Here is a 26,943-nt window from a genome sequence, read left to right as displayed (position 1 = left end):
AGAAAATTTGGAGGATAATGTCATGTCCCTAGGAGCTAAGCTCAATGAGCTTCGCATGAGAAAGGGAGAGTCGCTGCAACAAACAGCAGACATCGTGGGCGTAACAAAAACACACATATGGGAGCTTGAGAAAGGCAAGAGTTCGAACCCTTCAGCGGATCTGTTACGAAAATTAGCAGACCACTTCAAAGTTACCGTGGACTACCTCATTGACCCAAGCCGTGAAGGTATAACAGCCGATGATGAGGCGATGGTGTTCTACAGAGACCTGAAGTCGCTCGACCCTCGAGACCAAGAAACGCTCAAGCAAATGATGGAAGTACTGAAGGGCAAAAAATAGTGACTTCAAGCATTTCCCTCGACTTGATAGAGTTGGATGGCAAGGTCCGTCCAGTCGAAATCGTTGATGAAATCCTGCGCCAGAATCCAAACATGCCGTATCCGATTCCTCTGGAGGAATTGGCGGCGGTTGTTGGTATCCAGAGCATCGGTGAGTTAGTCACCGAGGGATTCGAGGGAATGCTCATGACTAACCCTGAGAAATCTCAGGGGGTCATTTTGGTGAAAGCAAATGCAAATCCCCAACGTCGGCGCTTCACCATTGGGCATGAGCTAGGCCACTACCTACTCCCATGGCATCGCCAACTCGAGTTCTCCTGCACTTCAGAAAATATAAAGGACTCATCTTCCGCTCCTAACTCCAACAGAGGCATTGAAATGGAGGTAGAGGCTAATGCTTTTGCTTCAGAGTTATTGATGCCTACGGTCGCATTCAAGAAGTTGCAGCGTGCGGCCGGGGAGCCGGACATTGCGCAGGTGGTTAGGCTTGCTGCCCACTTTGATTCAAGTATTGAAGCTACTGCACGGAGGTTTATGAACCTCTCTGACTATCCGGTAGCCTTCGTTTTCTCCCATAACGACACCATCAGATATTGGGCGAAGGGCCCAGAATTTCCTTACCTGCTGAGCGTCAGAAAGGGACAACAGCTTCCAAAACAGTCGTCTTCAAGAGATAACGGCGATGGGATCGGAGAGATGGCTGAGCTCGACGGGATAGTTTGGCTGTCTGATGAACGAGGGCCGCATTTACCCAACAACATTCTGGAGCAAACCCTATTTCAAAATGACGGTTACAAGGTAACCATGCTTTATGTCGACGACATCCCTGAAGAGAATGATGAATAAGTAATTCGCAGTTTTTGTCAACGCCAGCTGCGAGCTTTTCGGCAACATCCTCGCCGATGCGTTTTACCCGAGAGAAGCTAACCTCGCTGGCTCAGCTTCTCAATTTCTATAGTGCTCTCTTTTTTAGGGACACTACCTTCACGGTCTAAGCCTTCAATTAACTGATGACCTCGCCGGATGCTTTCCAAGCACCCGTAAGTATTGCCACTCATAAGGTCGATCCGAGGAACAGCCACAATAAAAATGCTCCGGGAGTTCTTCAGCGTATGCACTGGTTGACCGCTTGACGTACCACGCTATGACAGCACCAAAAACCGCTCACCATCACCTGGAAAAACGTAGAGCTAGCTGACTAGCCAAAATGCAGCACTGGCTAGTCCAGCGACCGAAGGGAGCATGGTTGAGCGCTACTCAATTCCGGAGGGACGTCGCCAGCACCCTTGAATACGCAGCTAAGGGTGGTCCGGATTAGTCTGGGTGGCCGTATGCTTGGATTAAATCTTTTTTCATCATTTCAATTTTATTGCGCTGGGCATCAAGCCATTGCCCCACCTTATGGAAATCTCGACGTGGGTCTCCTTCCATAAAGAACTCGGCCGTTGTCTTTGCTGCTGTGGCTCTAGCGCCTCGCTTCTGCGATCCCCCATTTTTTATCATCGTGTCGTACGCCTGAAGTCCTGCAAGCACCGGTCCGATCTGTGTAATAGCTGAGATTACGCCTTGATCGGCCTCCAGGGCTGAGCCCCTGGCCCATTCCTTAAACACCCTGTCCACGAAGCTATTTCGAAGCCCATTTTTCCATTGGGCTTCGGCTATGTGGAAACGAAAATCATCAATTGCGGCCTCAATGTCACGCTCAGACATACTCAATTCGAGCAAGAGACCAATGTGTGGGGTGTGGAAAGCCTCAGCCCGCTGAACTTGATAAGCCCCTGGGATTACGGGAATTGGGCGCCGAAGAAGGATGTACTTCTTAAGAGGCACTGTTTTATAAGAGTCCCAGCAGTCTGGAGGGTCTGCGAGTTGAGAACCCTTTTCAATGAATTTACGCAGCGTTTTTTCAACATCAATGGGATGTACGAGATCAGCGAATCTGTACCGTGCTGCAAAGGGATATCTACTTGGATCGAAGTTGGCAAAGACTAAGTCGGAAATAGGCTTAATGCCATCCTCAATCATTTTCAAGACAGGTAATCTAAAAACTTCAAGGGGACTTCGCCTCTCCGACCAGCCTAGTTGCATTAGATCCCATGAGAGAGCCGTCAGACCATTGTGCTCCACCTCCGCCGCAGTAAAGCCTCGATCAATCCAAGCCTGGCGAAGTTGCGATTCTATGTTCTCTAGTTCTTCAAGACGCCCAAGCCAAGTCAACCTGATTGCACGGGCAGTGTAAGCCAACTTAAGCGCAGCATTCAGATCGTTGAAGAACAAATTGTACTGAGTCGTACTGATTTTTCTCTTGGTCATCGATGCTCTCGTGCGTATAGGGGGAATTAGGCTGTACCAAGTCACCCTATTACGAAACATAACATGAGCATAGCATCCAATCCAGTTGGTGGACGTGCTGCCAACAAAACCCAAAGGAGCTTCAAATGTTTGAAATACCTAACGATTCCCAAAAGAAAACTGACTATCGGCTTAGCAAGGTCGAGCGGCAGTTGAGGGGAGTTCAACGGGAGCTGACTTACCAGCGCGCCGTGTACGAAAAGGAAATGAAAATAGTGCAGCGACGTGTTCGCGACCTTGAGCTTCGAGATGCGCGTAACCGTGGGGTGCCTGTCGACGTTATATCACAGCAAACTGGGCTATCCCGGTCTAACATTTACAAGATCACAGGAGTGAAACGAGCGGCGTAATGCCGTACCCCCTTCCTAAAAGAGTGGCATGAAGCATCTATCCTTTATGCCCTCATGAAAATCGGGCGATTCAATCTCCAAGCGGCCTGGAACGGCCGTTCAAGAAAACACCTTGAGCGGCTACTCCTATGCGAATGGCGCTAAATCGTAGCTGGTCAGAATTTCAATAATCTGCGCTCAGGTTTGATAATTTCAGTTCTCACGTCGGGTTAGATTTCGCAGCTATCGCTCGCAGCGTCAAGCATGATTTCCCATTGCGACTCAGAAGAAGAGCCGAGGGACACCCACAATGAAAATTTTCCGGGAGTTCTTCAGCGTACGCCTACCGACTGACTGCATGGCATGCCATAACATCACTCCGCCAAAAGAAATACTGCCGGCCACCATCGACCTCCGGGCCACTTACAGGCGGGGCCGCGATGAATGACATCAGATGACGCGGTGAAGTACGTTTTTCACGAGCCAGTTCAGTAAGCGCAACATACTTCTCCCGAAAATCTAGAAGTGCTTGCTGATCAACCTTCCAGCCGGTAGATGCGTGTTGTGCCTCAAGTAACCCCCTCCTGATCAGGTGATAAACCACCTCTTGTTTGAGGCCCAGTTCGATTGCAGCTTCAGGGATAGACAACGGGGCTCCATGCTGTTGTCGCCAGTTCTTACGCCAGCAAGCGACTTCGTCTTGGCCGAGGATCACCTGACCAACAGGCGCCATGCCGCCCGATTCGGAAAATCCGCTGACCTCTCGAGCGAGGATAGCGGCGATGAATGCTCCCCCCTCCTCTCTTGCCAGTCGCCCCGATTTCAATAGAGAAGCCAGGGCCACCATCGGACGATCTCCCGTTTCAAGCACATCCGTTGGCACGAGCATTTGTCTGAAATCGTCAGCAGAGAACAACCAGCTACTCCCACCCGCCCTGCAAATGATCGGTTTGAGCACGCCGAGTTTCACGAGATCCCGGATGCGGCGCTCAGCGATATTTGCTTGGAGCGCCAACTCGCTCAGATTGCCTGCCCCCTGAACCACTTCAGCGGCGGCAGCTACATCAGCTTGTCGGAAAGTCTGTGCCTTGCGACCCGAGGGAAGTGGTACATCCTGGATCGGCAATAGCTCCTGTTGGGCCAGGTGCTGGAGTACGGATAGTCGAATACCTGTTGCCTGGCATGCCTGCTTCTTGGTCATACGCGCCTGCTTTTCCAGCGTGCTGGGTTTCAGGCGGCGATTACGCCGGCACACGACACCCCACCAATTTGTTTTCAGGTGATCTTCGAAGCAATCGCGGAGGAACTGATAGGCGGGATGATCAAGTTCTACATACAACAGGCGATACAAAACGCCGAATGATGTTTTCAGGCTGATCGACGGCCCTGCTGCAGCCTGGATATCTTCCAGCAAGCGGACAAACCGAGTCGGCCACTCGTGGAAAATAGCCGCTGCATTTTCGATGATGGCGCGGGCAGTCCCCAGATCATCCAGTCGGGCAAGCTGGCCGGGTCTGCTTGGTTGAGTTCCACGGGAAAACTGTCCAAGCTGGCACACTAGGCGCTGCCATTGAATGCGGGAAAGCTGCGTTCCGGCCGGAAGCCCCACATCCGGGCCGGCAGTAGGTATCGATTCAGGTAGTAGCGCCCTCGTCAGTCCAAATGGGAGGTCCCCTGCAGGCTCGGCACTTCCATCTGAAAAACAATAACCGCAAGTGCAGTAAAGCAGACTTGAACCGTTCCAGCCCTGCTTTGCACCGCATTGGGGACATCGGTCCTGTAGCCAGACCTGGTGCAGTGTGCAGAGGGTCACCAGCTTCAAATCCCAATACCCCTGCTGATATGCCTGCTTGGATAAGCATAGGGGACACCAGCGACGGTAGGAGTGAATGAAGTCCTGGACGGATAACTCTTCCGGTAGCTCGTTTTTCCCCCAACGGGATGGCAGAGGCCCGAACAGTTGTAGGACCTCCTCATCCTCAAGCCCCAGAAGCTTTCTCAGCGCTTCAAACGGGAACAGGCTGCCCCAATCACAGCAGGCCCGAAAGAGCGCCGGGATTGAGGACAACCCGTTTGCCATGGCGACCCTCAGCAAATAGCCAGGCGTTGATTCTTGCGTCAGCGGTCGCGGGCGCATGACAAGATGTGCTCCAAGCATCCTAGGCGACCTCCCCAATACAATTCTCGCCAGGGTCATCCTGGTCAAAGGTGCCCGCAATGCAGAAGCGGAGCAGATCCCCGAGGTAAGCACGCTCACTTGGCCAAAGGGAGATGAGGTAAGTCGTGACGGATTCGAGCGTGGCAGAGCGGGTGCGAAGTGCCGGTGGTAAGCGCCAACGTTCTTGGAGCGGGATGAACTTCTCCTGCGGTAAGCGATGGTGGGACGCGTAAAGCAGAAGATTGAGCAAATCGACGACTTCCTCTTCCGTTGTTACCCAGATTTCCGCATCCTCTATGTCCGGACACTCATCACAGGGAAACTGCGAATGTGCGTTCAGTGGCGGGATCGTGCTGGACAGCCTGGCCCACCAAGCCCCCAGTTGCCGGCGCAAGGTGGCCATGTGCCGCTGGGTATAGCGTGGATGAAAACAGGTATGAGGCAATGCAGCAGGCCCATTGGAAAGCTCGTTGATGGCATGGACTACTGCATGTGCAATTGCCCGGGGTATCGCCTGATCACTGGATGCCCAGTCTGACTGAAACTCAATGAGTTTCTTGATGATGTGGTGCTTCCCCCAGAGGACCAACGGACCCGGTTCATGTCGACATATCCATCGCCTCAACCTTCTTGCTTTGCTTGGGATTGAGTCGGGCAGGCTGGTAAGCAATCTGACCGCAGAGGGATTGAGGGCGCCTGCTTCTTTGATTTTCGTCGATGAGGAGAAATGCGGTTCTGACGGGTATTTCCTTGGGTAGGGACGCCTGCAGACGTCTTGCACCGACTGAACCCAGCTCAAGACGCGGTACAGATCGCCAGATGAATACTCGAAACCGGTTATTGGTACTTGGGGCGCCGGGACTAGGGCATGGTCTGTGGCGCCGGCAACCAGCTGCGCAATCATCAACTGGATTGGATCGGCTTTGCCCGTGATGGCCTTGGTGAGATCAGAGCCGCATTCGCAAAGGAACCCATGGCGGAGCCTGTGCCATGTCTGTGGTCGGTTACACGCTGGGCACCTAGTTAAAAGCTTACAACCATGAATTGGACAGACCGAAACGAAAGGCAGGTCGAGCGCGGCATAGTGAATACCCTTCTCTGCTGCACATTGTGGACAGTGATGAGGCCATAGTGGCGGTTGGTAAAACGTCTGGTCCCACCAATGGGTATCCCTTTCCCAAAGCTGTTTCGAAAGCTCCATGCCCAGCAGTTGCGAAATAGGGGAGGTAGCGCCAGGACAACCTTGATCAGCTAGAACGGTGGCTGTGATATCGGGTGGTAGTGTTAAGCCGTTGCTCGCAGAGAGCCGCCAGCAATAGGCGGCCAGCCCTTCATTCGGGTGCGGCTTCGGGTGCAGTGGCAGGTGATCAATCCATGGGCTCATGCTCGTCCCCGCCTTCTAGCACCCGTATGAGCCCTTTCGAAGGGTTCTCCACCACGATCCAAGGAACGGAAAACGAACTGCTCATTGAACGGATTGAGTTTGCCAATACCTTCGCGCCAGATTTCCTCGGTGAAGGCCTGCGCCAGAAGAGGGATGTCGATAGCCTGCAAGTCCTGGAGAAGCGCTTTTCGGAAGGCAGCAAAAAGCAGCTTTTTTATGTAGGCGATTCGGCCATCCGTCGCATAGTGCAGCCGACAACCAAAGTCAGTGTTGTTGAATGGGCCGCGCCTGACCGGCAGGTTCAGGGGCAAGGCTAGGCTGGTAAACAGCTGCAGGCACTCCCTTTCAACAGACCCTGCATCGTCTTGTCCGAGCGTCAAAAAAACCCGCCGGGAGAAGCGTCGACGTAGCTGCTCATTGGTTTGCAGCAATTCCTCAAGCCGGGGCAGGCCCAACATCACGGTAGGAAGCGCCAGCTCGTCCAGCAGGAACTTGAGCCAGTCGGCAATCAGGTACTGACTCTTTGTATCGCCTCGGTCTTTGAGATGCTGCGCTTCATCCAGCAGGATCAGTTCCACCCCACATTTGCGGCACAAGAGGATGATCTGCTTGGTTTTGGCGGGGACGCTACTCCGCTGCGCCCAGAAACTGCCCAGCGCGTTGAGAAATGCCTCCGCAATGCCGCCGACGCTGACCGCTGGCGGTACCCGGACGATCAACACCCGAATCTGGTCGCGCTCCTCGTGATGGATTGGTGGATTGATCCTTTCCACCCAATCGCAGAGGCTGGTTTTCCCGGTCCCCGATTCGCCGAGAATAAGCATGTGTCGGGCAACCCCGGTTTCCCTGAAGAGCTGCAGGTTTTCCTCAATCGCGTCCTTGGCGGCCACGAATGGGGCAAAGGCGACCAAATCCTCATCAAAAAGCTTGAGCCGTTCGGCAATTTCCGGAGTCATCCTTGCCCCCGCTTCTTCTTGACCCCTTCAATCCTGGGTAAAGGTGGTGGCAACTCAGTGTCCGTCGATGACGGCCTCCCTTGCGCTTTCTTTGCGGCCTTGCGGTTCTGTTGGGTTGCAGGCGGGCCGATCTTGGCTGGGGGTTCGGCGCTGCCAAGCCCCTGAATGCGTGCTGCACGTTTGCGAGCCGATAGCTTGCGGCTAAGCATCAACTCCTGGACTTGCTGGGCGATTTCGGCCCGGGCCCGGTAAACCGCGTGACGGTCGGATGCGGCGGCCCCGTATTCACGGACCTGCTGTTGAATGAGCGAATTCTGTAACTCGGTCAGCCCCTTGGCGTATTCAAGATCCAAAGCCGGTACGACAACAGGTTCCTCGTCATCGGGCCCCCAGACCAGTACCTCGCCCAAGTCCTCCGGGTCGTAAAGGACCCGCACCAGCACCCCTTCTCCGTAGCGCCTGATAATGGGGGCAACAGAAATGGCGTTGTATCGGATGCCATTGAGTTCAATACCGGGACGGCGCAGTTTGCGTTCAGCACTTTTCCCGATCCGGCGCTGCAGGGTAGAGATACTGCCGGGTAACCTGGGCTCGAAAGACATTGCGCCTTCTTGCCAGCGTTTTCGTGGCGTTGTCTTGATGCCACGATGAACGCTTTCGGCGTAGACATCGAGCAGCCACTTCTCCAGGATTTGCTTGAGCTCGTCGAGGGAAATCAGTGCATGTTTCAGGGGGTCATAGTCGCCGCGCAGATGGAACTTGGCCAGGCTCGTACCAGGGAGCTGGTGCGTGAATGAATAATTCACGGTTTTGAGAAAGCGCTCAACGACACCTTTGAAACGGGGTTCCCGCTTTGGGCAGAACTGGATCGTGATGCCTAAATCCAGGGCGATACCTTCCAGGTCCACACCGTGGAATTCCAGGCCGTTATCAACGACCAGTACATCGGGAATGCCATGGCAAGGCCAATTTCCCGATGTTTTCAGGTTCGATAGGCCACCGTCGACCAGGGTTTTGGGGAGGATTGCGTGGCGTAGGGCGCCGACCAACGCAGCAGCCGATGGCGCCCCAAAACTCAGGTAATAGCCCAAGGGAAACCGGCTGAAGACATCAATCAGGATGGTGAATGTGGGCCGCCCCAGCGGGAGCCAGGTATTCGGATCGATGCAGAACACATCCAGGGGCGTGTGATCGGCTTCAACGCGTTCAAGAGGACGTTCCGCTTTGGCATTTAGGGCAGAGAAGCGGAATTTCCTTTCTGCCACCTGCTTCCCCTCGCGTAGGGTGGTTTTTGTGTAGGCCGTTATGTCACTGACCAAGCGGTAGGTGGTTCGTAGGCTTGGTGCGCGAATCTGGTCTATGGAAAGCCGACCTCGGTTTTCTGCCTCGATTTTCTCCAGCAAACGGGCGTAGATATTTCCTACCGAGGTCATCGGCGACGTTCTGTAGGCCTCTTCCACGACTGTTTCGAGCAGAAGCAGTGCCTCCTTGCTCGCGTGTCGTTGCCGAGAGCCACGGAGGTCGTAGCGGGGAACCAGCGCCCGGGCGTCCTGAGTATGGATGAGCTGATAGTGCCACCTGCAGATTGACGTGATGCTAGGTGGCTTGGGGTCACCCATTTCGCTCGCAACGCGGCGGATGATTGGTTCGATGTTTCGTTTGGTAAAGCGAGGCGATCCAGCTTCATAGATAGCGCGGAGATATTGCTGACGCCGAGCAGCAGCGGCGCGAAGCTGCTCTGGCAGCTCGTCGAGCGGTCTGGAAAACGCAAGGGTTTGAGCTGGATTTTTCGGCGAGCTATCCAGAAACGTGATGGCCCCCTGTCGATACGCTTCCAACAGCTCATTTTTCGTATGAAGCGATAGTCCGCCAGTAGCAATGGCTTCGAGTAGCACTTTGCCATCCGGAGGGAGCGCCTGGATGCGATACCCGACCCCGGCCCACTCAAAAGCCGTGTTCTTCTGCAAGGTGAAACCACGCATGAGCGTTCTCCGTGACAAGTTCAATTTCGATGGAAGGATTGAGCGGCTTGGTCAAATCCAGGCGCAGAGCGCCTGCGATCATCAAGCTGTAGGGATTGAGTCCAAGCGGCCTGAGCGCCGCTGTGACATCCCCAAGCGGAGTGGGAAGGGAGATAACGCCACGCGACAGCGCGGAATGCAGCTTTGTTAAGGACGCACTGTTGCGTTCAACCTGGTGACAAATCTGGCGTGCGTTGCTGCGAAGAGGCTCCTGGCGCAAGGTTTCGTCGGTCAGGATTGCAAAGGCCTTACCCGTACGCTGGAGGTGGCTACTGACGCAATCCAGGGTTCTACGAACTTCGGGTTTGGCAAGTGAGCGAAGTGGTTTGACCTCTACCCAGACGACCTCGCCCGATTTGAGCGTTACCTCAAAGTCCGGGGTGTAGCGTCGCGTGCGGCCACCATCTGGATAGTGGAAGGGCTCCGGTTGTTCGCTATAGCGGGTAACTTCCTGGTTCACTTCAAGCAGGTAGGCTGCGTCGAGTTCGAGCAGCCCCTCGCAATGCACCAGGCGGCCATTTTTCTGGCTAGGGAACTTGGCGCGCATGATGCCGCCTGATGGACTGATGACTTCTCGTGACCGGGAATGGGTATCCCCGGCGGCCGTACGACCTCGCCAGGTTCCGCTCCAAAGGGAGATAGGCATGGGGTGACTCCTCCTGGCGGAAGGGCGAACAAGCCCCTCCGCGACATGAGTTACGGATACAGCTGCCCGATTTCAGGCAAAAAGGTTCTCTGCGCTTGGTGAAAACACCAGGCGAAAATCGGGCAACAAAGTGGAGTCGGGCTTGACGCTGACCAGGACGGTCGCGATACTGAAGGTGTTCAGACTTCTCGGTATCGCAAGATGCTCGGGTCAGCGGGACGCCCGAAAGGTGCGTCCCGTTTTACATTTTGGCCTCCTGTTTTTGATTGACGGCGCGGCCGCAAGAAAGAAAAGGAGAAGCCCGCCGGCTGGAATCGGTCATTCCGATCACCTCGGTCATGATTCGAATCTGGGACGGGTTCAATGCTGGCCATGCTTCACGCAGTGCTTGAAGTAGGCAAAACATTTCGGGGGAAGCGCTGTGCGGGATCGTCAGGGAACGATTGGAAGCTTCAACTGCGGCATGCATTTCGGCTTTACCTTGCTCATCCAGTTCGAAGAACTGAGCAATGCACTCCAGGAACGCAGGGGATGGCGGTCCCTTCTGCCCGCTTTCCAGGGCAGAGATATAGCTCTTCGCGTAGCCTAATCGCTTCGCAAGCTCAGCTTGCTTGACGTTGTGACGCGACCGGAGCGTGAGAAGGAAATGCGAAAACGGGCTCATGATCACCGATCATTTTGGCCCGTTTTTTATAGAAAATAAACAGAGATTCGTTATATATCAAAGTGATACGTTGATATGCACCATATCAAATCATTAAGATTGGATTTTTCGATGCCGCGTTCTAAGTAATCCAATCCAAGGGTGGCGGTGGGCTAATTCTAGTTTGGATATAACCATGCCAACAGGGCAATAGAACCTTCGTGCGGTTCCGGAAGTGAACCTCCTTTGTATCGGCCAGCATGGAAATCAGCTACCCGTTTTGGCCATGCGCCACCATGATGTTCAGTAGGATCAACATGGAGCCGCTGAAGCGTATGGACAAGGTGAGCAAAAAATGTGGGAGAGCTATCATGAACAAGGTTGAGCACGCTGACTGGATTCGAATAACGCGTTCCAATTGGCTGCCAAAAACGCGCACTTTCAATAGCACAGACCAGTGAGGCCCAGGACATTACTGTTGCATAAGGAATACTGGCTTTTCGCTGGATGATGTTTCGAATGTCTACTTCAAGTTCTTGCCAGTTTGTCTTTGAGGCTTGAACTCTGCTGCACAAGACCTTGTGCATTACCCTGCGCTGTTCATCATTTACATCGAATTGCTTGGCAGTTTGAGCACTAGCGTCAAGCTGCAGTTGTGAAAACTCTACTAGGCCTTGTTCCTCAACATGAGCTGCAGTAAGACATGTATATCCGTCACCACTCGCTGGATCAACAACGACTTCCGGACGCAGTCGATAGGACCGGAAAATAGCGCTACCATTTTCTTCGGCAGCGCATGCGCAAGCTTCATCAACCAGAAAAAGCTGCTGGTGGTTAGCGCAAAAGATATCAGCATGAAGAGTGCGCCAGTGCTGATCTGGTAACTGATCAAAAATCCAGATTAGCAGGGCACCCTGCCGGCGATAGAAATCTGTGCGTTCCGCCACTATGGCGGGGTAGGTATTCGAAACCTGCGCCTCGAATACCACTGGGAAGCCATGCCAAGAGGTGGCGACATCAGGCTTACGCCAACCATCATCGAAAGTACGCCAGATAGTCTCTACTTCTGGTTTCGAGAAGCGGGCATCGGCAGCAACGATCCGGCGAATCCACTCCTTTGTTTGACGATGCCGTGGCCCTTCACGCTGCCCTTGATAACGTAGACGGTCGATATCTTCCAGGGACAGGCTAGATTTCTCTAGAAATACGCAGTTGGCCTGTCGAGCAGCAGTCTTATCCTTGTGGGCAAAGTAATGACCTCCATGGGCATGCTTTTTTAGGATTACCGGGTGACCACAACTAAAGCAGGTAAAGGGCTGAGCTGCTCCTGATTGCCGAAGAGACGGCCGCAGAGCATGGAGTTGTCCCTCCGCCTGGGTGGGGAACCAACGACGGCTCTCTAGTACTTTTCCGCTAATAGGATGGCGAACGTACTCCACCTGCAAATCATTCGTTGCGGTAGCGGGTCGATTAGGATCGAATGCCAAAGTCATGGTTCTGGGTGAATCTGCTGTACCACTAAGGGGCTACAAACACCTGGCGAATATCCCAAACATTGCTCGATTCAGATTCGAGCAAAATCGCATCGAACACACGGTCCACTTCCGAAAATTTTACTAGGGGAAATTTCGCTGCATTTGCGCGGTCGGGATGGCACCAATGCGCCGTTTTTGTAATCGCAATGTGCCTTCGACATGCAAACGGCCGAGATGGGTAGATACTACAAGCGTTGTTCCGCAGGAAGGGACAAGGAATGCCATGGTAATTTTCGATATTTTGGAGGTGCTTGGCACGCGGTATGCCGGTTTTCTTTTCAATGAGCTTGATCTCTACATCTCTAATTGACACGGGATAGTGACAGCAAGATGTGCAGCCCTTCTTACAGGGAGTGAACTTGTGAATGGAACCGTAAATCTGCTCCATGAAATCATACAAGGCGTACAGCTTCGTCATGGGGTTACCCTTCAGGCGGCTGTACCAATCAACTAAATGCTTTTCCTTCTCTTCCAACCGCTTCGGTATAGAGGCTGCTACAACCGAGAATATCGCACGGGCGCTTTCGATGGCAAAGTCAAGATCATGGTCCGCCAGGACAGGCCCTTCATATTCCCCTCGACATTCTTTCTTAACTTTCATGCTTGCTAATTTCTCCTCAAGGTTTCAGATCTTTCTTTGCGCTACGACTCAACCTGAGTTGCCAGTTTTACTGGTCGTCTATGTTTTTGGCTAATTAGAAATGCTATGACAAAAGAAGAAAATATTGCAGACCTTCGCCTAGACCGACCTCTTCTGCCAGGAAAGGCTCTTGCTGGCGATCTGTTGGATCGTAAAGGATTTGTTGCCCGAGTAACGGATGTTTTATGGCGTATTTCTCCCGAAGCGGGACTTGTCGTGTCCCTTGAGGGGACGTGGGGAAGTGGCAAAACGTCGTTGCTGGCAATGCTTGAAGAACTATTGAATGCAGAACCCGAACAACAACGGGCGGTAGTTGTTCATTTCAATCCATGGCTAATCGGTGATCGCGATGCCTTGCTGCGACAGTTCTTGGCAAGCATTGCCAAAGCCGTCAGATTGACCGATCACGCAAAAGAGGGAAAGCGAGTCGCCAAAGAGCTCAAAACTTATTCAAAGGCATTCGACGTCCTGAAGTTAATTCCCGGAGCAGAGCCGTGGGCCAGCATCATCAAATCGGTGGTGGAATCTGTTGGTAATACCAGCGAGGCGGTCTTTGATTACAAGACTCCAGACATTGAAGCGAGGAAGCTGGCGTTGGAAAACGCCCTACGCAAATTTCCTCGGCGTATCGTAGTTCTGCTCGACGACCTTGATCGTCTATACCCAGCAGAAGCCTATGAGATGGTTCGCATCATCAAAGCGGTAGGAGATTTGCCAAACGTGGGCTATGTACTGGCCTGGGACGAAAAGTACGTCAGCGCCGCATTAGACAAGTTGAGCGTGCCTTTTGCTGCAACCTACCTAGACAAGGTGGTACAGGTGAGATTGCCTGTGCCTCCACTGTCATTCCCTCAACGTGTTGCGCTCATGAATAAGTCACTAGTTAGGCTAGCAAAGGGGGCTCTCGCGCAACATTTCAAGGGCGGAGAAGAGCGCCTGGGGTTGTTATTCCATCATGGATTGAGCGAGTTGATTGAGCAGCCGCGGGATGTCGTTCGACTATTCGACGTCGTTTGCTCAATCGAACCAGGTTTGCGTGGCGAAATCCACCTGGCTGACATCCTCGGTATGGCAATCCTGATGATCAAGGCCCCCCCCGTTTTCGAACTGCTCAGCCGGATGCCACAGGCGTTTGTCGGAAGACGGCCAGGGTCTCGAACGGAGTTCCGCGATGTCAAAGAAGTAGTTGAACACTACGCCTTGGAACGTAATCACGCTATCGACAGTTGCACACATGCCAAGGCCGTTCGGGATGTGGTTCACTGGCTATTTCCGCAGACAGCGAAAGTAGATGATGCGTTCACCTTCGGTCGAATCGAATCTGACGAGGGACATTTGGCTGCCCCAGATCGCTTGCTTATTGCGTTGCAGCTTAGTACCCGATCGGGTGATCTTAGTCTTGTACGAGTGAGGCAATATCTCCTCAACCCTACCGAGCGCGCCGCGATTGCCGCGTCACTTCAACCAGATAACTGCATTGATTTCGTCGCCCAACTGGGCAACATGGCAGAAAGCCTAGGTAGTGATGTAGCTATTGATGTCGAAAATCTCGCAATAGCCATTGCTCGGCTTATTGAAGAAGAGGTATTCGTACGTAGGGCACGAGATCGCGATGATGTCTTCTCGATAAGAGCCGAACGCGCTGCAGTGCAAGCGATTGGGCAACTGGTCAAGCGCTCGCATGAACCGGCCGCCATAGATCTGGCAGTACAAATTTTAAGCGATGAGAAGGCTTTGTCAGTGGCATCAAGAGTCGCCATCATGAATTTCATTTCTGATGACCGCGACGAACTGAATTACCTCAAAGTGCCAGCAGAGAGACGTGAACTAGCCTTGGAAGCCTTTGCCAACAATGTGAAAAGCGCAGCACAGAACGGCGATCTGTTTGCAAAGTCCACCCCTGACCTTGTTCTATGGGTCCTGACGCGCTTAAAACCCGAACACTGCAAACTTGTGTTTGATGCAATTCAGAAAACAGACCCAAATTTGGATAATTTCGTCGAAGCCATGTTGAAAGGGACATTCGACAGCCACAAAGGCCAGAGCTATCAATTGCCAAAAAACATCGAAGAGCTTGAGAATTTTATCGCCATCGACCTATTGAAGCTGCTCGCAGCGGAACGACTAAAAGATGAGTTGTTGGGTTATCCCATCAGAGCGGCTTGGCAAGCATTAGTTGAAGGAAAATGTATTTATGGGAAAGACGGATCAGAAAACCGCAAATAACTTCAAAGTGGTGGATGTTAATCACCTATTGGTCGTTTCTGCCAAGGCTGTAAGCGGCTGTTAAAGCCGAGGTGCTATCTGTTCCTGACGCCATGAGACCGGAAATCGACCTTCGCCGACGTTCGATCCCACTCAGAGAGACTATCTTCTCTGAATGTTAAAGCTGTCCATCCTAATTTCTAGGCTAGCTACTAACGCCCATAACTCACGATATGCTTGGGTCTGTTTGACATAAAAAAAGGCCCCGAATAAGGGGCCTTTTCAATACATAGGACGCGGAGCCAGTCTGCATACACCACAAGTGTGTATATCATTGTGGGTCGTTGTCCTTTAGACGGATGGCCGATACGCAGGCCTTGACACGTATAATAAACACCATGCTACAGCTAGTCAACCCCTACGATGGTCAAGCCGCCTATAGGCTGATGGAACTCTTCCAACCCAATCTTCCCTGGGAGCGCTCACTATGGGGATTCGGTTTTGAGCTATCCAACCTCGAATTGCTAGAGGCTTGTGATGCCCTGCGACTAGGGCATCTTAGCGAGGCTTCTCTTAGGAATCTTTTGAGTACTATAAAAGCTCAAATAGGCCCAGATCCTGCGTTAGAAAATCGTCAGAAACAAACACTGCAAGACCGACTTAAAGAACCGCCTAGATCCGGAGGCGAGGCTTACCACTCGATTCGTCAGCTAACCGAAAGCATCGCCAGCACCTACGTCCTACAGTGGGCTCACGTAGTAAGTAACGGCACTAACAAACCTTATCAACCTGAGCGCTTTGCTAAGAGCGTTGCCGCCTTTATTCTCGACAAAGGGTTTTCAAGTGCCTTCGTCTTCAATGAATGGTTTAAGCCCTATCTAACCAACGAAACAGTCACCATCGCACTGCCGAATTTCCTCGAAGAGCTCCATCGACTTGTTGCGGCAAATCCCTCGCGTAATTTTGAAGTTCTAGTGGCTTTTCAGAGGACACCGAGTGTGCGGCCGCCAGGTTGGTTAACGCCCGCCCAGGTAATAACTTGGCTTACTGAGCAACACCATTCAATTTCAGGGGTTCGTCCATCTGGAGGGATGCTACTAGAAGTCGAAGCACGAGACCCCTATGCCGCAGCAGAAGCAGCGAGAACGATACTTCGGCGGTATTCAGCTCGAGCAGAGTTAGGCGCTAAAGATCCTATCAACTTATTGAACGAACTTTGGGTTAAAGATTTTCCGACAGTCCATCCTCTGAATCACGCACCTCGTGGCGTCCGAGTTGAAGCTCTGTCCCGCGAGCAGCAGATTTTTTCGAAAGAAAGTGAGACGCCAATTGGGCGACGCGTCGATGCTGCCATTGAACTGCTGGCACATATGGAGGACAAATCGCCGGCTGCAGCTATTGCAGGAGGTTGGGGGGCAATTGAGGGACTTTTGGCGGATCCAAGTAACAGATCTAGTGCAGCAGAATATCTAGCCCCACTCGTGGCGTGCTCTCTCCCACGTGCAGAGCTAACTGCTCTGTCATACAAAATCCAGAAGGAACATCCGGAACTGATCTCCGAGCTTCCTGGCTGCACGGTAAACCGCGAGCGTGCACTAATGGTAGCTCGAGCGATAGCTAACGGAAATCCGATGCCTCTTCGCCGAGATGCCGACCAGGCAGCAATAAGACGAATTCAAAGAATTCTCTCCAACCCAACCCCGGAACTGAAAGCTATTCGGGAACTTATTGCATCTGCATTCCAACGTCTTTACCGACAACGCAATCTAATCCTCCATGGAGGATTCACCAGTAGCATCGCTCTTGCAGGTAGTCTTCGCACTGCATCGAAGCTGGCCGGTGCAGGAATGGATCGTATCGTTCATGGCCTCTACGTTAACAACGTGGAACCACTTGAACTGGTTGCACGAGCAAATCTCGGCATAGATCTCATTGACCCCAATCATCCAGAGCGTTGTGTCGATCTGTTGGGAGCCTAACCGTCTGCCTGCTTACATGCTGCATAGGACAGAGCAGCCCGATGCGCGCTAATGGATCAAATGGCCGCTTGTTTTTCTGGAGTGTCTGGTCTCCTAAGCTTGACCGAATGCCGGCAAAGATCGATAGGAGGGCTTTCTAGGCCAACATCTCTCTGGAAATATCCAAGTTCATCGGGTAATAAATCCCAAAAAAATCCTATAGAAAATGACGAAAGCTCCCGAAGGAGCTTTTCGTCAGTTTCTGTGACATTTTTTCTGCACTAACTTGGCAGAAAATTCACTTTCTGTGGCATCCGACAGGAAAATTCCCTTAAATGTCGATCCTGGCATTCAGCGCATTGGTCTCGATGAATGCCCGTCTCGGCTCGACCAGCTCACCCATCAGCGTGGTGAAGATCTCGTCAGCGGCAATCGCGTCGTCGATCTGCACGCGCAGCAGGCGGCGAACCTTCGGGTCCATGGTGGTTTCCCAGAGTTGTTCCGGGTTCATTTCACCAAGGCCTTTGTAGCGCTGTTTGGCGATGCCGCGTTCGACTTCGTTGAGCAGCCACTTCATGGCTTCGCCGAAGTTGGCGGCGACCTGTTTCTTTTCGCCGCGGGCCATGATACCGCCGTTGCCGAACAGGTCGGCGAGGGTTTCGGCGGTGCGCTTGAGTTGCAGGAAGTCGCCGGAGAGCAGCAGGTCTTCGTCGATCAGGCCAACCTTGAGGTTGCCGTGGTGCATGCGTTCGACGCGCAGCGTCCAGCGTTCCTGGATGTCGTCGAACTTGGGCACCATGCGGGTGCCGGCCGGGATGTGGCGGGCGATCAAGTCGGCGCTGGTGCGGGCCTGGTCTTCGCTGGAGAGATCGACGGCCAGGTTGTGGCGGACGATGGCCTGCAAGACTTCCGGGTTGATCAGGTGCGACAGGCGCTCGATGATCGCTTCAGTGGCCAGCCAGGAACGGGCGAGGCCTTCCAGGGCCGGGCCGGTGATCGGCGTGCCGCCGGTCGGGGACAGAACGGCTTCGTCGAGGGCCATGTTGAGCAGGAACTGGTGGAATTCCTGGTCGTCCTTGAGGTAACGCTCGGTCTTGCCGTGCTTGACCTTGTACAGCGGCGGTTGGGCGATGTAGACGTAGCCACGGTCAATCAGCTCGGGCATCTGGCGGTAGAGCAAGGTCAGCAGCAGGGTGCGGATGTGAGCGCCGTCGACGTCCGCGTCGGTCATGATGATGACGCGGTGGTAGCGCAGCTTCTCGACGTTGAAATCGTCCTTGCCGATGCCGGTGCCGAGTGCGGTGATCAGGGTAACGATCTGCTCGGAGGAAATCAGCTTGTCGAAGCGCGCCTTCTCGACGTTGAGTACCTTGCCGCGCAGCGGCAGGATCGCCTGGAACTTGCGGTCGCGGCCCTGCTTGGCGGAGCCGCCGGCGGAGTCACCCTCGACGATGTAGATTTCGCACTGGGCCGGGTCTTTTTCCTGACAATCGGCGAGCTTGCCGGGCAGGCCGACGCCGTCGAGCACACCTTTACGGCGCGTCATTTCGCGGGCCTTGCGGGCCGCTTCGCGGGCGCGTGAGGCTTCGACGATCTTGCCGCAGATGGTCTTGGCGTCGATCGGGTTCTCGAGCAGGAAGTCAGCCAGTTTCTGGGCAACAACTTCCTCGACCGCCGGGCGGGCTTCGCTGGAGACCAGCTTCATCTTGGTCTGCGACGCGAATTTGGGATCGGGCATCTTCACCGACAGCACGCAGGCCAGGCCTTCGCGCATGTCGTCACCGGAAATCTCGACCTTGGCTTTCTTGGCGATCTCGTTTTCGTCGATGTACTTGTTGATGACCCGGGTCATCGCGGCGCGCAGGCCGGTCAGGTGGGTACCGCCGTCGGACTGCGGAATGTTGTTGGTGAAGCAGAGCACCTGTTCCTGGTAGGAATCGTTCCACTGCATCGCCACTTCGACGCCGATGGTGACGCCGTCACCGCCGACCTTGGCTTCACCGGTCGAATAGAAAATCTTCGGGTGCAGGACGCTCTTGGTGCGATTGACGTACTCGACGAAGCTCTGCACACCGCCGGCGAAAGCGAACAGTTCTTCCTTGCCGGAACGCTGGTCGACCAGCTTGATGCTGACGCCGTTGTTCAGGAAAGACAGTTCGCGCAGGCGCTTGGCCAGGATTTCGTAGTGGAATTCGACGTGGCCGAAGATTTCCTCGTCGGCGAGAAAATGGACTTCGGTACCGCGCTTTTCGGTGTCGCCGAGGATTTTCAGCGGCGAGATTTCAAAACCATCGCGGGTTTCGATGCAGCGATCGACCGGCACGCCACGGCAGAATTCCATGAAGTGCTTCTTGCCGTCGCGGCGGATGGTCAGACGCAGGAACTTCGACAGCGCATTGACGCAGGAGACGCCGACGCCGTGCAGACCGCCCGAGACCTTGTACGAGTTCTGGTTGAACTTGCCGCCGGCGTGCAGTTCGGTCAGCGCGATTTCGGCAGCCGAGCGCTTGGGCTCGTGCTTGTCGTCCATCTTGACGCCGGTCGGGATGCCGCGACCGTTGTCGATAACCGAAATCGAGTTGTCGGTGTGAATGGTGACGATGATGTCGTCGCAGTGACCGGCCAGCGCTTCGTCGATGGAGTTGTCGACGACTTCGAAAACCAGGTGGTGCAGGCCGGTGCCGTCGGAGGTATCGCCGATGTACATGCCCGGCCGCTTGCGCACGGCCTCCAGGCCTTCAAGGATCTGGATGCTGGATTCGCCATAGGCTGGCGCCGCACTTTGCGGGACGTTCTCTTCACTCATTGTTCTTGGTTCCACGTGAAACTTGGCCCGTCCGCGTGGACGGGCCTGAAGCGGTGCTTAAACTACGATTCAGATGCGCATCGGCATGACGACGTATTTGAAGCGGTCGTTGCCGGGTACGGTAATCAATGCGCTCGAATTGGCGTCGTTGAAGCTCCACTGGATTTCGTCCGAGTGCACGTTGTTGAGCACGTCGAGCAGATATCCGACATTGAAGCCGACATCGATGGGTTCGCCCGTGTACTGTACCTCGATTTCTTCCTGGGCTTCTTCCTGTTCGGCATTGGCGGCAATCAGCTTGAGGCTGTTTTCGCCGAGCACGACGCGGACGCCGCGGAATTTTTCGTTGGTCAGGATGGCGGCGCGCTGCATGGCCTGCATCAGCATCTGGCGGCCGACGGTCATGTGGTTGCGCAGGCTGGGCGGGATCACCCGTTCGTAATCCGGGAACTTGCCGTCGATCAGTTTGGACACCAGGACGATGTTGCCGAAGGCGAAACGCACCTGGTTGGACGACAGGGTGATGTTCAGCGCGTCGTCGCTGTCGACCAGCAGACGGTTCAGTTCGAGCACGGTCTTGCGCGGCAGGATCATTTCCTGGCGCGGCAGTTCGGTTTCGATCTCGACGCTGGCGTAGGCCAGACGGTGACCGTCGGTGGCCACGGCGCGCAGTTCCTTGCCTTCGACCAGCAGCAGCAGACCGTTCAGGTAGTAGCGCACGTCCTGGGCAGCCATACCGTACTGGGTCTTGGCGATCAGCTGGCGGAAAGCCTTTTGCGTGATCGTGAACTGCTTGGTATCGCCTTCGCTCAGCGTCATCCGCGGGAAGTCGTCGGCCGGCAGGGTTTGCAGGTTGAAACGGCTCTTGCCGCCCTTGACCTGCAGACGCTTGTCTTCGAGGTTGACGGTGATTTCGGTGCTGTCCGGCAGCGAGCGCAGGATTTCCTGCAGCTTGCGCGCGCCGACGGTCACCGCGCCATCGCCTTCACCGCCGGTACAGGTGGTGCTGGTGGTGATCTGAATTTCGATGTCGGTGGCCAGCAGGGTCAGTTGATCGCCCTTCTTTTCCAGCAGCACGTTCGACAGGATGGGCAGGGTATGGCGACGCTCGACGATTCCCGACACTGACTGCAACGGGGCCAGAAGCGTGTCTCTTTGGCTTTTAATAAGAACCATAAATTAAATTCCTTAATAGACTATATCGGGAACAGTTCTGTGGATAAAAGAATATTTATTTTTTATTTCAACAACTTGAAGCAGATTTTTGCATCCTCGAAAGTCTCTGAATTGCCTGTGGATGAAAACTGGACAATTTTCCCACAAAGCGGAAAAGCACAGCATGTCCACATTCGACCGACAATTTATACACAGACTTGTCTACAGCATCATCCTTTCAGCACCTGAAGCAGGACGTGCAGATCGTGATTGAGCTCACTTTCCTTGGCCCGCAGCGAATCGATGGTCTTGACCGCATGGATCACCGTGGTGTGATCGCGGCCGCCGAAAGCGTCGCCGATTTCCGGGAAGCTGTGCGAGGTGACTTCGCGGCATAGCCACATCGCCACCTGGCGCGGCCGGGCGATGGCCCGCGTTCGCTTCTTGGAGAAGAATTCAGCAACCTTGATCTTGTAATAGTCGGCAACGGTCTTCTGGATATTGTCGATGCCGACGTTGCGCACCGAACCGATCAGGTCCTTGAGCGCTTCCTTGGCCAGGTCGAGCGCGATGGCGCGACCGTGGAAGGACGAATAGGCGAGCACCTTCTTCAACGCGCCTTCGAGTTCGCGGACGTTGGAGCGCAGATGCTTGGCAATGAAGAAAGCGACTTCGTCGTCGAGGCGGATGCCTTCGGCTTCGGCCTTCTTCTGCAGGATGGCGACGCGCATTTCCAGTTCGGGCGGTTCGATCTGTACCGTCAGACCCCAGTCGAAACGGGTCACCAAGCGGTCGTCGAGGCCGTTGATGTCCTTCGGATAGGTATCGCAGGTGATGATGATCTGCTTGCGCGCTTCGATCAGCGCGTTGAACAGGAAAAAGAACTCTTCCTGCGAGCGGTTCTTGCCATTGAAGAACTGGACGTCGTCGAGCAGCAGCACGTCGAGCGAGCGATAGGTGCGCTTGAAGGTGTCGAAGGACTTCTGCTGGTAGGCGCGGACCACGTCGGAGTAGTAATCCTCGGCATGGACGTAGCGGACGATCTTGTCCGGGTTGTCCTTGACGATGTGATTGCCGATGGCGTGGATCAGGTGAGTCTTGCCCAGGCCGGCGCCGCCGTAGATGAACAGCGGGTTGTAGGCACCACCGGGATTGCTGCCGACCTGCAGCGCGGCCGCACGGGCCAGGTCGTTGGCCTTGCCGACGACAAGGTTGTCGAAGGTGAAGTTCGAAAACAGGCGCGACTTTTCATAGACCGAGGCGGTTTTGGCCCGCGGTTTTTCCTGGGCGGGCGTCGGGGCCGGCTTGTTGTCCGGGCTGGCTTCACTGGCAACGGGCTTGGCGGCTTCGCTGCGCGGACTGCTGGCCTTGCCGCTGCCGATGACCAGGGCGATGCTGACCGGGGCGGCAAAGAAGGTGTTGCCGTAGTCCTCGATGCGGGACAGGTAGCGGTCGCGTACCCATTTCAGGATGAAGCCGTTCGGCGCGACCAGACGCAGGCCCTCTTCCAGTGCCTTGCTTTCACCTTCCAGGCGCAGCGGCTTGATCCAGGTGTTGAACTGCTGCGCGGGCAGCTCCTGTTCGAATCTTTGCAAACAGGATTCCCAAAAACCGGTCATTGAAACTTTGGCTCCATACCGTACCATCGCCAACAGCGATGGAGGATTTATTATTTCTCTGATTTGAAAACGAATTTTCAATGAAATCGGCGGCTTCGCGGCCGCCGACCAAAGCGCAATTCTACCCTGCGACACACAAGTTATCCACAGCTTGTAGAAATAATTCAGGTTGACAGCAGGGGGGCAAACAAGGTGTAATCACGCGTTTTTCTCCGCTCACTCAAGGAATTACGACATGAAACGCACGTATCAACCGTCGGTCGTGCGCCGCAAGCGCACCCATGGCTTCCTGGTCCGTTCGCGCACCAAGGGCGGCCGTGCCGTCCTCGCTGCTCGCCGCGCCAAGGGTCGCAAGCGTCTGGCCGTTTAAGCCGGACGCCTGGCGAAGTGGAAGCAAGCTTCGCCCGACGCTATCGCCTGACCAAAACGGATGAATTTTCATCCGTTTTTGGTTTCCGGAAGGCCATTCGCGGCACCTGGCTGATGTTGCATTATCAGCCGCGTGCTGAAGGTCATACCGATGCCAGGCTGGGCTTGGTCGTCGGGAAGAAACTGCTCAAGCGCGCCGTTGATCGCAACCGGCTCAAGCGCATTGTGCGCGAACGATTCCGGCTTCGGCGCGCGGGTCTGCCGGCTTACGATCTGATCGTCAGGCTGGCAGTCAAGCAAAAGCCCTTTGATGGCAGGGTGATCGGCGAGGATTTCGGCAATTTGCTGGATCGCCTGTCACGTCCCCGTCCGAAAAGGGAAGCACAATGAAGCATCTGCTGATTGCCCTGGTGCGTTTCTACCAGTACGCCATCAGTCCGATGCTCGGGAGGCGTTGCCGCTATTTTCCGACCTGTTCGGAGTATACGGTCGACGCCATTCACAAGTACGGCGCCCTCAAGGGCGGCTGGCTGGGGGCAAAACGCATTTGCCGCTGTCACCCATGGCACCCGGGCGGGTATGATCCCGTTCCCTGAACACCATTAACTACGTAGGCAGCTCATGGATACTCGTCGCCTGATTCTGGTCATGATTTTCGCTTTCTCCAGCTTCATGCTGTGGGAAAACTGGCAGGAGTACAACCGGCCCAAGCCCGTCGCCGACGTGGCGACCAATACGCCGCAGGCAGTCGCCGACGGCAGCACACCGACGCCTTCGGTCAGCCTGCAGGCTGCAGGTTCCGCGATTGCCGCGGTCACCGAAACGCCGGTTGCCACGGCCGAAACCTTCAGCGTCGAAACCGACCTGATGAAGGTCACGATTTCCACCCAGGGTGGCGATCTGGTCGGTCTGGAACTGCTGAATTACAAGGAAAGCGACGACAAGGATCACAACTTCGTCCTGTTCGACGCCAAGCACCAGTATTTCGCCCAGAGCGGCCTGATCGGTGACGGTCTGCCGACGCACCGTTCGCTGTTCCGCCGTGTCGATGGCCCGCTGCAATTGCAGGACGGTAGCGACGAACTGAAGGTTCGCCTGGAAGCCGACGGTCCGGAAGGCGTACGCATTGCCCGCATCCTGACTTTCAAGCGTTCTTCGTATGTGGTCGACGTGGCCTGGGAAATCGTCAACGGTTCTGACAAGCCGCTGGCGCCGCATGCCTACTTCCAGGTTCAGCGCGACGATGGCGAACCGGCTGGTGGCAACTTCATGATGCACACCTTCACCGGCCCGGCCGTCTATACCGAGGCCGAGAAGTATCAGAAGATCAGCTTCGGCGATGTCGCCGACAAGAGCGCCAAGTTCGTCAAGACGGCCGACAATGGCTGGCTGGCCATGGTCCAGCACTATTTCGTCGCTGCCTGGGTGCCGGAACAAGGTGTTCAGCGCGAGTACTACATGCGCAAGCTGGACAACAGCAAGCTCTACCAGATGGGCGTGATCGTTCCGGTGGCCGAAGTCGGCCCGGGCACCAGCGCGGTGAGCTCGGTTTCGCTGTTTGCCGGTCCGCAGGAACAGGCAGCATTGAAGGCACTGGCACCGGGGCTGGATCTGGTTGTCGACTACGGCTGGCTGACCGTCATCGCCGCCCCGATCTTCTGGGCGCTGCAGTTCATCCACGGCCTGGTGGGTAACTGGGGCTGGGCCATCGTTGTCCTGACCATCGCCATCAAGCTCGCCTTCTTCCCGCTGTCTGCCGCTTCGTACAAGTCGATGGCCAAGATGCGCCTGGTCACGCCGCGCCTGGTACAGCTGAAGGAGCGCTACGGTGACGACAAGGCCCGTCTGAACCAGGAAATGATGAAGCTGTACCAGACCGAGAAAATCAACCCGCTCGGTGGCTGCCTGCCCATCCTGATCCAGATTCCGGTCTTCATCGCCCTCTACTGGGTGCTGCTCGGCGCCGTCGAAATGCGCGACGCACCGTGGATCCTGTGGATCACCGACCTGGCCGCACCCGATCCCTGGTACATCCTGCCGGTGATCATGGTTGTCTCGATGTTCATCCAGATCAAGCTCAACCCGACGCCGCCGGACCCGATCCAGGCCAAGGTGATGATGGCCATGCCTTTCGTCTTCGGCATCATGTTCTTCTTCTTCCCGGCCGGTCTGGTGCTCTACTGGGTGGTGAACAACATCCTGTCGATCGCCCAGCAATGGCAGATCACCCGCATGATGGAAGCTGGCGGCAAGGCTGCCAACGATGCGAAAGCCTGAGGTGTGAAGAACGACACCATCGCCGCCATCGCCACGGCTCCCGGCCGTGGCGGGGTCGGCGTGATCCGGGTCTCGGGCAGCAATTTGCTGCCCTTTGCTTTTGCACTGACCGGCAAAACACCGCAGCCGCGCTACGCCACGCTCGCCGATTTTCGTGCCGCCGACGGAACAGCCATCGATACCGGCCTGCTGCTGTATTTTCCCGGCCCCAATTCCTTTACCGGCGAGGACGTACTCGAACTGCAGGGCCATGGTGGTCCGGTGGTCATGCAGATGCTGCTGGCCCGCTGTCTCGATCTCGGTGCGCGCCTGGCCGAACCGGGTGAGTTTTCCCGCCGCGCCTTCCTCAACGGCAAGATGGACCTGGCCCAGGCCGAGGCCGTGGCCGACCTGATCGATGCTGCTACCGCCAGCGCCGCCCGTTCGGCGGTGCGTTCGCTGCAGGGCGAATTCTCGCGGGCCATCGGCGAACTCAACGAGGAACTGATCAACCTGCGCATGCTGGTCGAGGCGACGCTGGATTTTCCCGAGGAAGACATCGATTTCCTGCAGGCGGCCAATGCCTTCGGCCGCCTGGAACGCCTGCAACTGAAGCTGGCCGAGATCTTCGACCGCGCCGGCCAGGGCAAACTGCTGCAATCCGGCCTGCACGTGGTTCTTGCCGGCCAGCCTAACGTCGGCAAATCATCCCTGCTCAACCGTCTGGCCGGCGACGATCTGGCCATCGTCACGCCGATTGCCGGCACCACCCGCGATGCCTTGCGCTCGACCATACAGATCGAGGGCATTCCCCTGCACATCATCGATACCGCCGGCCTGCGCGATACCGAGGATGTGGTCGAGAAGATCGGCATAGCCCGCAGCTGGCAGGAAATCGAGCGCGCCGACGTAGTCGTCCTGCTGGTCGATGCGAATACCGGCGTGTCGGCGCTGGACCGCGACATTCTCGAACGCATGCCCGAGCGTCTGCAGCGCATCACCGTCTATAACAAGATCGACCTCGCCGGCCGCGAGCCGGAGCGTCATGACGAAGCCGACGGCGTCGCCATCTCGCTGTCGGCCAAGGCCAATCGCGGAATCGAGCTGCTGCGCCAGGAATTGCTGCGGATCGCCGGCTGGCATCAGGCGGAAGATGTATTCATCGCCCGCGAACGGCATCTGCGGGCGCTGGCGGCGGCCCAGGAACACATTGCGGCGGCCCGCAATGTCGTCGAAGGGGTAATGCCGGCACTTGAACTGTTTGCCGAAGAACTGCGTCTGGCCCAGCAGTCACTGGGTCAGATCACCGGCGAATTCACTGCCGACGACCTGCTTGGCGTCATTTTCAGCCGCTTCTGCATTGGCAAGTAAGGCCTGTGCATAACACCCACGAAGACCTGTTCGCAGTTTGTGGATGAATCTGCGTTTACGTGATCGTGGAAAAACTGTCCCCATTCGATCAACAGGTACTTCAGGCACTTGCCAAGACGGTTAACTGGCTTTTATATCGCTGATTTTGATGATTTTTTATTAGTTATCCACAAAACTGTTGTTCAGGTAGTTAACATAGTT

At 55.2% G+C, this 26,943-nt stretch carries 21 protein-coding genes; 9 read left to right on the top strand and 12 right to left on the bottom strand.

Features of this window, described 5'->3' with window-relative positions; all coding sequences use genetic code 11:
• Nucleotides 1-22: 22 nt before the first annotated feature.
• Both G471_RS0102245 and G471_RS18170 read left to right on the top strand, forming a co-directional pair.
• Nucleotides 23-340, top strand: coding sequence for a helix-turn-helix domain-containing protein (locus G471_RS0102245; RefSeq protein ID WP_028993892.1), 318 nt, complete (start codon nt 23-25; stop codon nt 338-340).
• A complete protein-coding gene (locus G471_RS18170) occupies nt 340-1,185 on the top strand; it encodes an ImmA/IrrE family metallo-endopeptidase (protein WP_157272428.1) in 846 nt (281 codons plus the stop codon). The genes G471_RS0102245 and G471_RS18170 overlap by 1 nt, the downstream gene beginning before the upstream one ends.
• Before the next feature lie 468 nt (nt 1,186-1,653).
• On the opposite strand, the gene G471_RS0102235 is transcribed toward G471_RS18170, so the two are convergent.
• The 9 genes from G471_RS0102235 to G471_RS18570 all read right to left on the bottom strand — a co-directional run bounded on the left by G471_RS0102235 (nt 1,654) and on the right by G471_RS18570 (nt 12,964).
• Entirely contained in the window at nt 1,654-2,652 is a 999-nt protein-coding gene (locus tag G471_RS0102235; RefSeq protein ID WP_028993891.1) for a hypothetical protein, read from the bottom strand.
• 711 nt (nt 2,653-3,363) lie between these two features.
• Complete coding sequence (locus G471_RS0102225; RefSeq protein ID WP_088177948.1) at nt 3,364-5,157, bottom strand: TniQ family protein; 1,794 nt, start codon at nt 5,155-5,157, stop codon at nt 3,364-3,366.
• Between the two features lie 22 nt (nt 5,158-5,179).
• Nucleotides 5,180-6,562 carry a TniQ family protein gene (locus tag G471_RS18575; protein ID WP_081700062.1) on the bottom strand — a complete coding sequence of 461 codons (1,383 nt, stop codon included), beginning with the start codon at nt 6,560-6,562 and terminating at the stop codon, nt 5,180-5,182.
• A complete protein-coding gene (locus G471_RS16400) occupies nt 6,559-7,518 on the bottom strand; it encodes a TniB family NTP-binding protein (RefSeq protein ID WP_051295213.1) in 960 nt (319 codons plus the stop codon). The genes G471_RS18575 and G471_RS16400 overlap by 4 nt, the downstream gene beginning before the upstream one ends.
• Nucleotides 7,515-9,500: a Mu transposase C-terminal domain-containing protein gene (locus G471_RS16395; protein ID WP_081700061.1), complete on the bottom strand. Its 1,986-nt coding sequence runs from the start codon at nt 9,498-9,500 to the stop codon at nt 7,515-7,517. Before G471_RS16395 ends, G471_RS16400 begins: the two co-directional genes overlap by 4 nt.
• On the bottom strand, nt 9,463-10,086 hold the full coding sequence (locus G471_RS0102205) for a TnsA endonuclease N-terminal domain-containing protein (protein WP_051295211.1): 624 nt from the start codon (nt 10,084-10,086) through the stop codon (nt 9,463-9,465). Before G471_RS0102205 ends, G471_RS16395 begins: the two co-directional genes overlap by 38 nt.
• Nucleotides 10,087-10,426: 340 nt before the next feature.
• A complete protein-coding gene (locus G471_RS16390) occupies nt 10,427-10,849 on the bottom strand; it encodes a helix-turn-helix domain-containing protein (RefSeq protein ID WP_043420624.1) in 423 nt (140 codons plus the stop codon).
• 158 nt (nt 10,850-11,007) lie between these two features.
• Nucleotides 11,008-12,321: a DUF6035 family protein gene (locus tag G471_RS18995; RefSeq protein ID WP_157272426.1), complete on the bottom strand. Its 1,314-nt coding sequence runs from the start codon at nt 12,319-12,321 to the stop codon at nt 11,008-11,010.
• 25 nt (nt 12,322-12,346) lie between these two features.
• Nucleotides 12,347-12,964 (bottom strand): YkgJ family cysteine cluster protein, encoded by a 618-nt coding sequence (locus G471_RS18570; protein WP_081700060.1) that lies wholly within the window; start codon nt 12,962-12,964, stop codon nt 12,347-12,349.
• 105 nt (nt 12,965-13,069) lie between these two features.
• On the opposite strand from G471_RS18570, the gene G471_RS0102185 reads away from it, so the two are divergent.
• Nucleotides 13,070-15,229, top strand: a complete 2,160-nt coding sequence (locus G471_RS0102185; RefSeq protein ID WP_028993885.1) for a KAP family P-loop NTPase fold protein — start codon at nt 13,070-13,072, stop codon at nt 15,227-15,229.
• A gap of 425 nt (nt 15,230-15,654) precedes the next feature.
• Complete coding sequence (locus tag G471_RS18990; RefSeq protein WP_157272425.1) at nt 15,655-17,187, top strand: integrase; 1,533 nt, start codon at nt 15,655-15,657, stop codon at nt 17,185-17,187.
• A 310-nt stretch (nt 17,188-17,497) separates the two neighbouring features.
• Here G471_RS18990 and gyrB read toward each other — a convergent pair whose 3' ends face one another.
• From gyrB to dnaA, 3 genes are all read right to left on the bottom strand, one after another.
• The gene (gene gyrB / locus G471_RS0102175) at nt 17,498-19,972 is read right to left on the bottom strand and encodes a DNA topoisomerase (ATP-hydrolyzing) subunit B (RefSeq protein ID WP_028993884.1); all 2,475 of its coding nucleotides are present in this window, start codon (nt 19,970-19,972) and stop codon (nt 17,498-17,500) included.
• 69 nt (nt 19,973-20,041) lie between these two features.
• The gene (gene dnaN, locus G471_RS0102170; RefSeq protein ID WP_028993883.1) at nt 20,042-21,148 is read right to left on the bottom strand and encodes a DNA polymerase III subunit beta; all 1,107 of its coding nucleotides are present in this window, start codon (nt 21,146-21,148) and stop codon (nt 20,042-20,044) included.
• A 209-nt stretch (nt 21,149-21,357) separates the two neighbouring features.
• Nucleotides 21,358-22,746 carry a chromosomal replication initiator protein DnaA gene (gene dnaA / locus G471_RS0102165; protein ID WP_028993882.1) on the bottom strand — a complete coding sequence of 463 codons (1,389 nt, stop codon included), beginning with the start codon at nt 22,744-22,746 and terminating at the stop codon, nt 21,358-21,360.
• Between the two features lie 235 nt (nt 22,747-22,981).
• Between dnaA and rpmH the strand changes: the two genes are divergently transcribed.
• Genes rpmH through mnmE form a run of 5 tightly spaced genes read left to right on the top strand, consistent with a single transcriptional unit; the run spans nt 22,982 to nt 26,742 of the window.
• The gene (gene rpmH / locus G471_RS0102160; protein WP_027457001.1) at nt 22,982-23,116 is read left to right on the top strand and encodes a 50S ribosomal protein L34; all 135 of its coding nucleotides are present in this window, start codon (nt 22,982-22,984) and stop codon (nt 23,114-23,116) included.
• A 17-nt stretch (nt 23,117-23,133) separates the two neighbouring features.
• Nucleotides 23,134-23,505: a ribonuclease P protein component gene (gene rnpA / locus G471_RS0102155; RefSeq protein ID WP_028993881.1), complete on the top strand. Its 372-nt coding sequence runs from the start codon at nt 23,134-23,136 to the stop codon at nt 23,503-23,505.
• The gene (gene yidD / locus G471_RS18565) at nt 23,502-23,711 is read left to right on the top strand and encodes a membrane protein insertion efficiency factor YidD (protein WP_081700059.1); all 210 of its coding nucleotides are present in this window, start codon (nt 23,502-23,504) and stop codon (nt 23,709-23,711) included. The genes rnpA and yidD overlap by 4 nt, the downstream gene beginning before the upstream one ends.
• A 25-nt stretch (nt 23,712-23,736) precedes the next feature.
• Nucleotides 23,737-25,392 (top strand): membrane protein insertase YidC, encoded by a 1,656-nt coding sequence (yidC, locus tag G471_RS0102150; RefSeq protein ID WP_028993880.1) that lies wholly within the window; start codon nt 23,737-23,739, stop codon nt 25,390-25,392.
• Nucleotides 25,393-25,395: 3 nt separating this feature from the next.
• Complete coding sequence (gene mnmE, locus G471_RS0102145) at nt 25,396-26,742, top strand: tRNA uridine-5-carboxymethylaminomethyl(34) synthesis GTPase MnmE (RefSeq protein ID WP_028993879.1); 1,347 nt, start codon at nt 25,396-25,398, stop codon at nt 26,740-26,742.
• The last annotated feature ends 201 nt before the right edge of the window (nt 26,743-26,943 follow it).

The sequence above is a fragment of the Azonexus hydrophilus DSM 23864 genome (assembly GCF_000429605.1).
Taxonomy (GTDB): domain Bacteria; phylum Pseudomonadota; class Gammaproteobacteria; order Burkholderiales; family Rhodocyclaceae; genus Azonexus; species Azonexus hydrophilus.
Note: the sequence above shows the minus strand (reverse complement) of the source record. Positions and strands in the feature narration are given on the sequence as shown.